At 41.2% G+C, this 12,713-nt stretch carries 10 protein-coding genes; 8 read left to right on the top strand and 2 right to left on the bottom strand.

Features of this window, described 5'->3' with window-relative positions:
* Positions 1 to 117: 117 nt before the first annotated feature.
* Positions 118 to 870 carry an electron transfer flavoprotein subunit beta/FixA family protein gene (locus tag QNM18_RS02370; RefSeq protein WP_284136193.1) on the top strand — a complete coding sequence of 251 codons (753 nt, stop codon included), beginning with the start codon at positions 118 to 120 and terminating at the stop codon, positions 868 to 870.
* Positions 867 to 1,793, top strand: a complete 927-nt coding sequence (locus tag QNM18_RS02365) for an electron transfer flavoprotein subunit alpha/FixB family protein (RefSeq protein ID WP_284136192.1) — start codon at positions 867 to 869, stop codon at positions 1,791 to 1,793. The genes QNM18_RS02370 and QNM18_RS02365 overlap by 4 nt, the downstream gene beginning before the upstream one ends.
* A gap of 51 nt (positions 1,794 to 1,844) precedes the next feature.
* Here QNM18_RS02365 and QNM18_RS02360 read toward each other — a convergent pair whose 3' ends face one another.
* Entirely contained in the window at positions 1,845 to 2,843 is a 999-nt protein-coding gene (locus tag QNM18_RS02360; RefSeq protein ID WP_211009382.1) for a helix-turn-helix domain-containing protein, read from the bottom strand.
* The gene (locus QNM18_RS02355) at positions 2,843 to 3,754 is read right to left on the bottom strand and encodes a GGDEF domain-containing protein (protein ID WP_211009383.1); all 912 of its coding nucleotides are present in this window, start codon (positions 3,752 to 3,754) and stop codon (positions 2,843 to 2,845) included. The genes QNM18_RS02360 and QNM18_RS02355 overlap by 1 nt, the downstream gene beginning before the upstream one ends.
* Positions 3,755 to 4,064: 310 nt before the next feature.
* Here QNM18_RS02355 and QNM18_RS02350 point away from each other — a divergent pair, with 310 nt between their 5' ends.
* The 6 genes from QNM18_RS02350 (at position 4,065) to QNM18_RS02325 (ending at position 12,156) form a co-directional block, all read left to right on the top strand.
* Positions 4,065 to 6,854, top strand: a complete 2,790-nt coding sequence (locus tag QNM18_RS02350; protein WP_284136191.1) for a TonB-dependent receptor — start codon at positions 4,065 to 4,067, stop codon at positions 6,852 to 6,854.
* Positions 6,855 to 6,909: 55 nt separating this feature from the next.
* Positions 6,910 to 8,184, top strand: coding sequence for a metallophosphoesterase (locus tag QNM18_RS02345; RefSeq protein ID WP_284136190.1), 1,275 nt, complete (start codon positions 6,910 to 6,912; stop codon positions 8,182 to 8,184).
* A gap of 207 nt (positions 8,185 to 8,391) precedes the next feature.
* Positions 8,392 to 8,982, top strand: a complete 591-nt coding sequence (locus tag QNM18_RS02340; RefSeq protein WP_284136189.1) for an RICIN domain-containing protein — start codon at positions 8,392 to 8,394, stop codon at positions 8,980 to 8,982.
* 434 nt (positions 8,983 to 9,416) lie between these two features.
* The gene (locus tag QNM18_RS02335) at positions 9,417 to 10,280 is read left to right on the top strand and encodes a hypothetical protein (RefSeq protein WP_284136188.1); all 864 of its coding nucleotides are present in this window, start codon (positions 9,417 to 9,419) and stop codon (positions 10,278 to 10,280) included.
* Positions 10,281 to 10,494: 214 nt separating this feature from the next.
* Positions 10,495 to 10,959 (top strand): hypothetical protein, encoded by a 465-nt coding sequence (locus QNM18_RS02330; protein WP_284136187.1) that lies wholly within the window; start codon positions 10,495 to 10,497, stop codon positions 10,957 to 10,959.
* A 357-nt stretch (positions 10,960 to 11,316) separates the two neighbouring features.
* Positions 11,317 to 12,156: a glycosyltransferase gene (locus tag QNM18_RS02325; RefSeq protein ID WP_211009389.1), complete on the top strand. Its 840-nt coding sequence runs from the start codon at positions 11,317 to 11,319 to the stop codon at positions 12,154 to 12,156.
* Positions 12,157 to 12,713: the final 557 nt, after the last annotated feature.

The raw sequence follows: 12,713 nt of genomic DNA, 5'->3' as shown, positions 1-12,713 counted from the left end.
GTTAAGCTAAGGTTATTTTAGGTTGACGTTTACGTCAACAGGAAGTAGGCTGGTTTCATTAAATTGTTTTATTGACGTACGCGTCAGCTACACAAATAACCAGATGATGGAGTAACCATGAAAGTACTTGTACCAATCAAACGCGTGATTGACTACAACGTCAAAGCGAGAGTCAAGGCAGATAACAGCAATGTTGATCTTACCAATGTTAAGATGGCCATGAACCCGTTTTGCGAAATCGCAGTAGAAGAAGCGATTAGATTAAAAGAAGCAGGCAGTGCAACTGAAGTAATCGCCGTATCTATCGGTGATAAAGCTTGTCAAGAACAGCTGCGTACGGCATTGGCACTTGGTGCTGACAAGGCAATCCACATCGAAACAGACGCAACTTTAGAGTCGCTACATGTTGCAAAATTACTGGCTAAATTAGTAGAGCAAGAAAACCCTGAACTAGTCATTTTAGGTAAACAATCTATTGATGCAGATAATAACCAAACAGGCCAAATGCTTGGTGCGTTGACGAAGCGAGGTCAAGGTACATTTGCATCTAAGTTGGTTATAGAAGGTGGCAATGCCATCGTGACGCGTGAGGTAGATGGCGGTCTGCAAACAGTGTCTTTAGCATTACCGGCGATTGTCACAACTGACTTACGCTTAAACGAACCTCGTTACGCGACACTGCCGAACATAATGAAGGCGAAGCGCAAACCACTTGATGTCGTCGCAGCAGATTCACTCGGCGTTGACTTAGCGCCACGTGTTGAGCTTGTTAGAGTTGATGAGCCGGCTAAGCGAGAAGCTGGTGTTGTCGTAGAGAGCGTTGAAGAGCTAGTAACTAAACTTAAGACAGAAGCAAAGGTGATCTCATGAGCGTATTAGTCATTGCAGAACATGAAAATGGTGTTTTAAAGCCTGAAACTGCGAAAGTGATCACGGCAGCTGTCAAAATTGGCGGTGAGGTTGATGTATTAGTTGCGGGTAGCAGTGTTGCTGCGGCAGCAGACGCTGTTGCTGGTATTGCAGGTGTTACATCAGTTAAGTTGGTTGATAATGCAAACTTTGAACATCAATTGGCAGAAAATACAGCAGATCTAGTCGTTGAGTTAGCTGCGGGCTACAGCCATATTCTTGCCAGTGCATCGACAACGGGTAAAAATATTTTACCGCGTGTTGCTGCACTTTTAGACAAGTCACAAATTTCTGAAATTGTTGATGTAGTTGATGCTGATACTTTTAAGCGTCCAATATACGCGGGCAATGCAATTGCAACTGTAAAATCGTTAGAGTCACAAAAAGTGATCACGGTACGTGCCAGTGCGTTTGATGCAGCGGGTGAGCAAGCTCCAGTGTCTGTTGAGACGTTATCAAATGGAGCTGCTAATAGCCTAAGTAGCTTTGTTGGTGTTGAGCAAACAGAATCAGAGCGCCCGGAGCTTACAGCAGCTCCTGTGATTATCTCTGGTGGCCGTGGTATGCAAAACGGTGACAATTTTGCGCTTCTGAATGGTATTGCAGATAAACTTGGTGCGGCAATTGGTGCATCTCGTGCGGCTGTAGATGCTGGCTTCGTACCGAATGATATGCAAGTAGGGCAGACTGGTAAGATTGTCGCACCAGATCTTTATATTGCAGTAGGTATTAGCGGAGCAATCCAACACCTTGCTGGTATGAAAGACTCTAAAATCATTGTTGCAATCAACAAAGATCCAGAGGCGCCTATTTTCCAAGTCGCTGATTATGGCTTAGTCGCCGACTTATTTGACGTATTACCTGAGCTAGAACAAGCTCTGTAACCTATTCTGGTTGTTGAAGCCGTGTGCACTATGCCGCGGCTTTTTTCCTTTTTATATCCTTACTTTTCTTAATTCTGACGGCGTCACGCCAAACCAACGTTTAATTGCGCGTCTAAAGTTTGGCAAATCATTGAAATCCAGAACTTTAGCCACCTGCGAGTTTGAGTAGCCTTGTTGCCCAATGCAGAAGCCTGCTTGTTGGCTCAGTACCCTATCTTTTAAGCAACTAAATTGACTGTTGTGCAATGCGAGTTTTCGTTTCAGTGTTGCACCACTGGTATTAAAGTAATTGGCGAGGTCTTCTAATGTTGCTCTGGGGTTGGCAATTAAAAATGATTCCGCATAGGCTAAAAAACCAATAGCGTTGCTGTTGGCTAAAGTTTTTATATCAGACTGGAGTGCCGGTATTGCGCTGTTTTGCCGCGATTGTAATGCTTCTTTGGAAATCACCACAGTAGTAAAATGGTGGCCGAATGACAATAGATTTGCACCTATGGCTTGATATTGTTCAATATATATTGGTGTTGTATACGGCAGTTGAAATTGCACTTGCGTATTTGCAAAGCGCCACTTTAAAAAGCCGTTGATTAAACTTAGCCACACTTCGAGCAAGAAGCGGTAAACGCTCGGCTGGAGTTCACTAATCGCAGGGTTGACTATTAAATGTATAGCCTTGTTTTGCGTAAACATTCGTACGCTAAAATATGGAAACAACTCACCTTGTAGTTGTTTGCAAGCGACAAGTAATGCTTTGAGATTACTGCAATGAAATAAATACGACGCATAGCGTGCACAGATACTGTGGAGTAAATGTTGTCCAAGCACAAAGCTGATGTCCTGTCCAAGGTGGCAAGTCATGACGTTTTTTATTGTTTGTTCTAGCTGCGAAAAGCTAGAGGCGTGATCTGGTTGTTCAAAATCACTGTGAAACAATTTGGTTCCCTTGAGTGCTTTGTCAGGGTGTATCCCGCGTTGTTTGGCAAGCTCTATTAGCGGTACTAGCAACTGATGGCTTGAGAGTTTTGATTCGCAAGTTTCAAAATAAAGCACTACGCTACCTGCTTATTGTGGTGCAACTGTTTGATTAAAAGTTCAAATATTTGTTTGCTTTGCATTGGCTGTGCGACTTCAATGCATGCGCAATGCAAAGTGTTTGGGTCGAGCGTAAGTAAGTTTTCATCGTATTGATAATGTATTTGTGCAGCTGCACATACTCTTTCTGTAATAGATTGGGCAGTATGAAGTGGAGTAGCGGGGTATAGGACAATGAACTTGTCACCCGCGTACCTGCAAGCTAAGTCACAACCGCGAATGTTTAACGTGATTAACTGGCCAGTATCACGTAGCAATAGCTCTCCTTTGGTAATACCGTGTTCGAAACAGAAGCGTCCATATGATTTTAAGTCCAAGATAGCAACGCAAAACTTTGTACCAGTATTAACTAGCTGTTCAATTTCAGTGCTAATTTGCTTTTCCATATACCGGGCACTATAAAGCCCTGTCACGTAGTCGGTAAATGTATGCTCGCGAAAGTGCCGCTCTTTTTTGAGCAGGGTTAAATTTAAATATGTCTGCTCTTGATACCACCAGTACATAGCAAAGCTCATAACAATCATGCCCAGCAACGCAGGAAAGGCCTCTAAGGAGCTTAGAGTTGGATGGATATGATCAAATGTAAAAAATTCATCGAGGCAGTCTAACAACAGTGAAATGAGCATTAAAGTAAGCCCGCCAGCAAGCGCTGTGGTGACGCGCCCAGTGGGGCGGCTTAACAACGTAGCGATAAGCCATACCAAAGACATAAATGCCAGACCTCCTTCGCCTAGCGCATCGAGAGTTTCTATGTGGGATGAGGGTTTATGCTCACCTAGATACACTGTGCACATTAAGGTTGCGGCGACCGATAATATGAGCAATAGCCACAAGTAAAAATGTCTAACTTTGTGAAAGGGAAATATCATGATTCAATGCTGAGCCTAGTGAGTATTATTGTTATGTTATTGCGGTTAAATTTCTTTAACAGGGTCAATTTAGCTCACTACTTTGACAGTTTTTTTAATATTAATAGCAATAATTGAGCAAAACATCACAAGGCGATTGTTTTCGACACTTTAAAGGGGGTGAAATTAGCTCAGTAATGCTTGGTTTATAGTGAAAAACTATTGAAATCAGTGTGTTCTAGGTGTGGGTGAAATAAATAATTCATAATGTACAGATAAGGTTTTTGCGATTTTTAGGGTGAACAATCAATACAATCTGTACGAGATAAATATGAAACATACACTACCGTTACCTTTTTCAAAGTCTCACAAAGCTGTGGCCATGCTGCTCGGTTTAATTGCAACCGGTGCCCAAGCCAATACCCTTCAGGGACAGATAGGAGATGCACAAAACAAAGCGCTGTTTGAAGGGGCACACGTTAAAATTGTTGAGCTAAACAAACAAGTGAGTTCGAGCCGAGATGGCCGCTTCATTTTTACACAAATACCTGCTGGAAACTACACACTTGAAGTGAGCTATATTGGTGCGCAATCTTATCGTCAAACAGTCAAAATCGACGATAAACAAGTAACCACTGTGTCTGTTGTGCTCGAACCACTAGACAGTGAGGTTGATAACATCATTGTTGTTGGGCAGCGAGCAGGCCAGGCTGGGGCACTTAACCGTCAAAAAAATGCAGATGGGATCATGACGATTGTCAGTGCTGATAGTATCGGCCAATTACCCGACCAAAATGCGGCGGAGGCCTTGCAGCGTTTACCTGGCATGTTTATTCAGCGTGACCAAGGTGAAGGGCGTTTTGTGGGGATCCGAGGTATCGATCCTGGATTGAACAACGTCTCCATTAATGGGGCAAATGTGCCCTCTCCAGAAGCAGGGATCCGTAGTGTCGCGATGGATGTGATACCTAGCGAGATTATACAAAGCTTAGAAGTCAGTAAAACAGTCACACCAGATATGGATGCAAGCGCCATCGGTGGCAGCATCAACGTTAAAAGCTTAAGTGCGTTTGATAGACAAGGGCAAAGTTATAGTTTCACAGCACAGGGCTCTCACAATGAGTTAGTGAATGAAACAAGTCCAAAACTCTCAGCAAGTTTTAGCGATATTTACGATTTAGCCACGAGTACACAGTTAGGAGTGGCAACAGCGGTTTCTTGGTTTGAGCGCAAGTTTGGATCTCACAATATGGAAACGGACGGTGGCTGGATGTCACTAGAGCAGGAGAGTGCAGAAACAGGAGAGGACGTTGAGTTTTTTGGTGCCGAAGAAATAGAGCAGCGGCACTATCAAGTTAAACGTGAGCGATTAGGCGCGGCACTGAATCTGGATTTGCATCAAGGGGCGATGAATAAATACTATCTGCGCACACTTTATAGTGAATTTTCTGATGATGAATTCCGCCAGCGCAATGAGTATCGGTATGACAAGGGCAAATACCTAATTGCTGAGTCTAGTGAAACCGCAGCCTATTTCTCTGATGCTGAAATGGACAGGGACACCAAAGATAGATATGAAGAGCAAAGTATTCTGTCAGTTGTGGGTGGTGCGGAGCACATTCTAAATAGTTGGTTTATAGAGTATAACCTTGGCTATTCTAAGTCAGATGAAGCTGAGCCGAATCGATTGGATGTTGATTTTGCAGCTGAAGCACTTACTTTGGGATATGCGAGCCTAGGGGATACGCCCACTTTGTCTCACTCACCTTCAGCACATGATCTCAGTCATTTCTCAATGGATGAAATTGTATGGGAAGACAACCTGAGTGAAGATGAAGCAATCAGTTTTAAGTTGGATATCAGCAAGGATTTTGTGCTTAACGGTTACAACGCACAGTTCAAGGCGGGGGTGAAATACTCTGACAGAGAAAAACTCAATCGCGTCAATGCCAAGGTTTATGACGGTGGCTTTGATGACGTCACTGCGCAACAGTTTGCGATCGACAGTCCTGAATTTGATTTAGGCGGTTTTGGTCCAGGTTTATCACGGCAAGGGATCAAGTCTTACTTTTCATCGAATCAAGCCAGCTTTGACCTAAACGTTTTGGAATCAGATATTGAAAGTAAGGGCAAAAGCTATACATCACAAGAAACCGTGTCTGCCCTGTATGCGATGTTGAGTTTAGATGTTGGCGATTTGAATGTGATTACCGGTCTAAGGTATGAAGACACAGAGTACGACACAGTTGGTAGTCGTGTAGAGCTACTTAAGAATGATATTGAGGATAGTGAGCGCGTCGCTATCACACCTTGGGAGGTAAGTAAAAATTACGACCACTTACTGCCTAACCTCACGATGCGATATGCCCATTCTGATTCACTTATAACTCGCTTCGCATATACTCAGACCATTGCTAGACCTAGCTTTGGAGATGCTGCGGCTTTTCAATTATTAGAAAGCGAAACGACTTTGGATGACGACGTTGTACAAATTGAACGAAAAGGCGAAGTTGGAAATCCAAACCTTAACCCGTATGAAGCAAGTAACATTGATTTTTCTATCGAGTATTATCCAGGCAAGATAGGTGTGTTATCTGCGGGGTTATTTCACAAGAATATTGATAACTATATAGCTAAAAAGCAGGTACAAGATAATGGTCTTTGGGATGGATTTGAAGAAGTGATCCAATCGGTAAATGGTGGAGAAGCCGAGCTCAGCGGACTAGAATTGGCTTATACCAAAAATTTCGATAATGGCCTGATGATATCTGCGAATGGTACATTTATTGATGCTGATGATGCCCTGCCTAACCAGTCTGACACCGTTGCAAACCTCATGATTGGCTATGAAAGTAGCCTACTTAGTGCGCGATTGAGTAATAGCTACAAGAGTAAATCGTACATCATGACCGAAAATGATGGCCGTGTTTACCAAGATGCGCATAACCAAATTGACTTCAGTGTGAAGTATTACATCAACGAGCAAACGCAAGTGTATTTCAATGCGCTCAACCTTACCGATGAACCCCTCTACGTGTACCACGCGCAACCGCGTTACAACTATCAATATGAAAGTTATGGTCGCTCGTATCAACTAGGTATTACCTTAAGCTCATTTTAATTTTTTATTTTAATAAACAATGGCGCTGTTTAGGCAACTAAGCAGCGAATACTCGATGAAGTTAACTTTCTCTCATATAGCAGTGTCAGCCCTATTGCTGAGCAGCACATTTTTGGTATCAGCTGAAGATACTATTTCGTTTTTGGCATTTGGTGATGGTGGATACCACCCTGATTACCCGAAAACCAAACATATTAAAAAACCCAAAAACAAACAGCAGTTTATTGCAGCAGAGAAGGCGGATTGGCTTGAAGACAACAGACCCATTGACGAGTTTGACCATGCGCCAATTTATGTTTATCCAGGCACCGAAATCGCGACAGAAGATACCGGTGCTGCGGCTGTAGGCTCTGCAATGGCGAAATTGTGCGAGCGTAAGCCCTGTGAATTTGGCATACAACTTGGTGATAACATCTACCCAGATGGGGCTGACGCCAATGATGGAAAAGATGATCAAAAGCGCATGAATGATCTTATTTTAGGGCCACTAAAGCCACTATTTAAAAATAATAAGGATCTTATTGTTTACTCTGCGCTGGGTAATCACGACTGGAAAACATCCCGAAAAGGGGTAAAGCTTCAAACGGAGTGGATGGCAAAACAGCCTAATTTCCATATGGATGAGCGAGGCTACTATAGTTATAAAATCGGTGAGCCTGGCAATGATGTTGAGTTTTTTGTGCTCGATACCAACATGTTGTTATCTGGACAGCACTATTACGAGATCCCACTTAAACACGACGGTAGTGAACAAGGCCTTGCTTCAGCGTTGGCAAGCGGTGTCGCAGAAGTTGAAGACATAGAGGTGCACGAGTCTCCGGTGAATGGTGAAGACCACAAGCAACTAGCATGGTTAGCTGATGGTTTAAAATCATCGAAAGCAAAGTGGAAAATAGTCTACGGACACCATATTTTGTGGTCAATTGGCGGCACTAAATATGACGAAGGACACGTGTTAAGACGGCTGATTTTACCTGAGTTATGTCAGTATGCAGACGCCTATATTGCAGGACATGAACATGACCTTGAACTACTTACGGATGATTGTTCTCGCGTTTTGCCGGGGAATAATAAGCCCAAACTGCCTTTAATTATTAGCGGAGCTGCGTCAAAAATGCGTGGAACTCACTCACCGTTTGCACAGCAACAAGAAAATCGTTACCCAGAGTATGATCTTATTTGGGCGAAAAGCTTCATTTGGGGCTTTGCGCATATTGAACTTGATAACCGCAGTGATCGCCTGAATGTCAGCTTCTATACCACACCGAAAGATAAATCAGGCTCGTTGCAGCCAGAAGCGAGTTTTTCTTTTAAGCATCGTAGTGACTAAGTAACAGATTTATTTTTAAAATAGGCTTATTAATTTAAAGTTTAATATATTTTAAGTGGTTGAGTTAATTGGTGTGTTTGTAGTTTGTTTTTGAACTGGATTAAATGGTGTGATTGGATACTATTATATTAATATGTTGATTTTTTCTTTGCTCTTTTTTTTCTTGTTGCTATTATCCTACGTGATTTTTGTTAATAAGGAAATGTTATGAAATTAATCAATAGTACGGTGTTAGCTTTTTCTTTGGTGTCTCTATCATCAATTGCTAATGAAGAAGCTTATCAAGTGAATCAAAGCCACTATTATCTAGGAGGAGTAGTAAAACATGCTCTGGCAAGTAGCCGAGCCTGTATTCATCCAAATGGTGGAAATATAAAGTTTAAGACTCAAAATGGTACTAATGTAGTGGTACATGGAGATTCATGCAATAGTATTGAAAGTCGAGTTTCTTGGTTTTATACATCCGAAAGACAAATTCGTTGGATGGGAGATAATGAGTCTGACTCATATAGAGCAGAGCGCACAGGTTTGTGTTGGGAACCCAAATTTCACACCAATAGCTATGGTGGTGTTAATAATAATACAGAGGTAGTTCTGCGACCATGCGATCCAAATAATCCATGGCAAAAATGGTCATTAGAGCGGTATGGATATGGTTCACCCGCTCAAATAAAAAATGATATGGCATACTCTTGTGTTCATATTAGTAAAGGTGGGTTTAATCCTAGAAATAATGACTCTTTAGTTATGTTCAATGAATGTAATATGGAATCTCGTTATATGTGGCATATCAGGTAATGGCTTTATTATAGAAAGTATTTTCTACTGAAAATTATCGAGTAGCCAAGAAATGATATCTAAGTCTGGGGAAAACTAAAAGTTCCCCAGCAACTTTTTAAATATCTTCTATAGATTTTTGTATTTAAACCCCTTGACCTCAATAGGAAATATGTGTGTGCAATATACTTGGTTAGGGCTCCAAATTTTATGCATTTTTAGGTCTGCGAAAAAACTCCATTAGTAACCAAATTAAGCCTCCTTCAGATACTGCTCTCTTTTATTGATAAAGGAAGCCACTTCGTAATAAATAGATTTAATATAAACTAATTAGCAATTAGGCGTTAAGTTCAATTTGCTTGAATAGTATCGACATACATCATTTAGGTACAAGATTGAATGTGATTTTTATGTAAACTACGCCGCGTGACAACCACTAGTATAGGAATAAGGAAATGAGATTAACAAGTTTAACTTTGGCTGTTATTGCGACTTTAGGCGTGACTTTGCCAAATAGTGCGAATGCGGAAGGGTTTATCAATTCTCCGGTACGTGTAGCGATTGACCGATTAGGTGTACCATGGGTACAAAAAGATGACTCGTTCGGATTGTGGAGAGAGAAAAAACTTCCCCATGGACAAAAAGCGATCGCGGCTTCAGGTGGGTACTTTCACTATCATTTTGGTACATCGCCCGATGACAAAGGTTATGCATTTTATGAAGGGGCAACATTTGCTATTTCAGAAAACGGCAACGCGTTTAGATACCAAAACTATGATTGGCAGTCAGTGACTGGCTGCTGGGGGGCAACAGACGTCAGTTCGTTCACCGTTGACCATGTATATTGTGTAAATGGTGATGGAAGCCTTAAAAAGTTTAACGACAAGAGCGGCAGCTTTGAAGGCTATTTCCGTATTGATAATGAAGTGATCACTAAAATTGACGTTGCACTAGGTGGCGTGATTTGGGCAATCACAGAAAGTGACAAGTTGTTTAAGTACGATGGAGTTAAATGGACACAGCAAAAAGTGGCTTGTGGCAACTTGTGCTCTTTGGTAGACGTTGCTGTTGGTGGTGGCCAAGTTTACGTTGTTGCCAGTGTTTATGGAAGCAATGATGGCCCTCAAAGTGTGTATACCTTGAACAATGGTGAGCTTGCAAAATTCGGCTCTTTCTACAATATCGACGTCGATAGAGAAGGGGTAATTTGGGCTATTTCAAACTATACACGCACGCTGTTTTATAAGCGCCCTGGCATGACACAGTTTGTTGAAGATCCACAAATGAGTTTTAAAGTATCTAACAATATTGGTAGTTAATTGCTCCATATATAGCTCAACAAAAGGGTGACCTAAGTACAGTCACCTTTTTTAATTTAGGGTGCTATCAAGCCCAGATGAGCCAATTGAGACAGTCACCAAAAAGAGCAGTTGGTGTTTGTTCATATCAGCTTCACCTCCCTAATATATCGTTAGTCGACTTTCAAACGTTTTTATTATGTAAAAATCACATACAATATACAGGATGTAACACATGACCAGAGCTTGGCATAAAGCCATACTTTTTACAGGCGCGTCACTAATTTTTTCGGGCAATGCCCAAACTCTTAATGTATCAACTGAAAATAAGACGCCGCAGCAAATAGCGAGCAGTGAGCAAACATTTAGCTATGAATTTAAATTGGAAATCGGTGACCGGGTATCCTATGACGTAACAGCTACGCTGGTTGAAGGTGAACCGGGCGAAGTAATCTATTACGATGCTTATAGTCAACCAACTTATAAAATCGTGCTCATAGGCAATATTGAAAAGTCTGAAAAGTTGGGAATAATTGGAACCGTTAAACACTCAATCCAAAAATATGCCCACGGGCAATGGACAGAGTTACTTGCCCCGGAGATGACATATCGCAATAAAAAACGAGGCGCCTTAGAAGTATATAATGACGATATGCTCAGAATATCGCTATCAGGTATTGTTGATGCTGAAAATCTATAATTCTAGACATAAATATTAGTAATTTGAACCACAGAGAGTAGACGTTAGTATCATTGAAACCCACTATGCTAGCTTTACTTTCGTGCCGTTTACACGTGTTACAATGTTTACTATTCATAACAATATTATTGAGCTGCTTTGCATTCTTATACGATATGTAATGTGAGTATTTGTTATCTTACTTTTCTTAACTAGGTTTAGGTCATTGACCTGCGTTTATGGCTTTTATGAAAAATTTATGATGCGTTGTAACCAAGTGTTTTAAAAGATAAAATATACACTAACTTGAACAGTGTCTTGCAGAGCCAATGAGCTTTTCAGGATATAACGCTATGTAAGTACTCGGATACAAGATTAATGAAAAAAGCAATTTTTACGCTCGCCATCGGCGACAACCCAATGTATCAGGCTGCCTTGAAGAGCTTCGAACTCTACGCTGATAGAGTCGGTGCAGATTTGATCGTATCAAAAAGCTTACATTACAAAATTGACATTGCTGAACCTGCATATCACGCATCGCCAGCTTGGACAGAAAAGCTGCGTATTGGAGAGTTGCTAAAAGAGTACGATAGGGTGCTTTACCTTGACTCAGACGTGTTAATTAAGCCGAATGCAAAAGACTTATTTGATCTATACCCAGATCGTGATACGACTTATTGGCTTAACGAGGGGGCATTAAAAAATCGCGAATCAGATATTAAGCTAGTGACTGATGTACTCGGAAATGTATCTTGGCCACGTACTGAAGAGGGAGCGGTATATTACAACGCCGGCGTCATTCTCGCTTCAAAGGAGTCTGGCTTATTTTCAAAAACTAGTTTGGAAGACCTACAAAAACTGTGCAATAAGATATCCTTTTACGAACAAAGCTATTTCAACTATTGCATACATAAGCATGGACTAAAGCACCAAAGCATCGACAAAGCATTTAATCGAATGGATATGTTTGGCAAAGAAAACTATCTAGAAGCAGATTTTATTCATTATGCTGGTAAGGGATACGCTAAAACCAGTAGGCGTCGCGATGTGCAATTTTTAAAGGATTTTTCAGAGATTTATAAAGATATTATACCAAGCAACGAAATCAACGAGCTCAAAGATGATGCTTGGCAAGCCTACTTAAAGGTGATCTACAAAAAATATCCACTGCCTAACTTTTTAATAAAGCTGTTTAGTGAGCGTTTTGTACCGAGGTAAATAGCTCTATAACTGAAATTGATAGGTGAGAAAGAGTAGGTACTCTGTTGTTGTACTGTCATGCATAGCTCACCTTTTGATGGTACTCCAACAAATACTGGCAGATCACCTCATAGCGATACCTTTAAAAACATGGGTAATCATGGCTCAGAAATAGCGCGGCTAGCGAGGATCGGCTTTTTAAAACCTCATGTATCTGTTTGAGAAGGATTACATTTAATAAGCATCTTTATCAAATCATTGTTTCCAACTTTGCAAATGTCTTTGCAAAAGCACCGCAAGCACTTCCAGATAACGCAATTATTCATCTGTTAGTATGGTTACAGGTTTTGTGTTTCTGCTTACTATCGTACTTTTACTTAAATCTAAAAAGGCATTACGATGCTTGTCATACACTGTATTGATAAGTGCTTCTAACGCATTTAATTGTCGAGGCGATTGAAAGCGAGTGAGGTGGCTGGACTATATACGCCCCTTCACAGTCGGCCATATAGAGCGCACCTTATTGATAGCAAATAAGTCAATTTAGGCTTTACTGACATTGGCAGTCAGTATCA

It is taken from the genome of Pseudoalteromonas obscura (assembly GCF_030135505.1).
In the GTDB taxonomy this organism is placed as follows: Bacteria; Pseudomonadota; Gammaproteobacteria; order Enterobacterales; family Alteromonadaceae; genus Pseudoalteromonas; species Pseudoalteromonas obscura.
This window is presented reverse-complemented; position numbering and strand designations above follow the sequence as displayed.

Coding starts and splice junctions, on each gene's coding strand:
- QNM18_RS02350 (WP_284136191.1), top strand. CDS start 4,065: ATGAAACATACACTACCGTTACCTTTTTCAAAGTCTCACAAAGCTGTG.
- QNM18_RS02330 (WP_284136187.1), top strand. CDS start 10,495: ATGACCAGAGCTTGGCATAAAGCCATACTTTTTACAGGCGCGTCACTA.
- QNM18_RS02365 (WP_284136192.1), top strand. CDS start 867: ATGAGCGTATTAGTCATTGCAGAACATGAAAATGGTGTTTTAAAGCCT.
- QNM18_RS02355 (WP_211009383.1), bottom strand. CDS start 3,754: ATGATATTTCCCTTTCACAAAGTTAGACATTTTTACTTGTGGCTATTG.
- QNM18_RS02340 (WP_284136189.1), top strand. CDS start 8,392: ATGAAATTAATCAATAGTACGGTGTTAGCTTTTTCTTTGGTGTCTCTA.
- QNM18_RS02335 (WP_284136188.1), top strand. CDS start 9,417: ATGAGATTAACAAGTTTAACTTTGGCTGTTATTGCGACTTTAGGCGTG.
- QNM18_RS02345 (WP_284136190.1), top strand. CDS start 6,910: ATGAAGTTAACTTTCTCTCATATAGCAGTGTCAGCCCTATTGCTGAGC.
- QNM18_RS02370 (WP_284136193.1), top strand. CDS start 118: ATGAAAGTACTTGTACCAATCAAACGCGTGATTGACTACAACGTCAAA.
- QNM18_RS02325 (WP_211009389.1), top strand. CDS start 11,317: ATGAAAAAAGCAATTTTTACGCTCGCCATCGGCGACAACCCAATGTAT.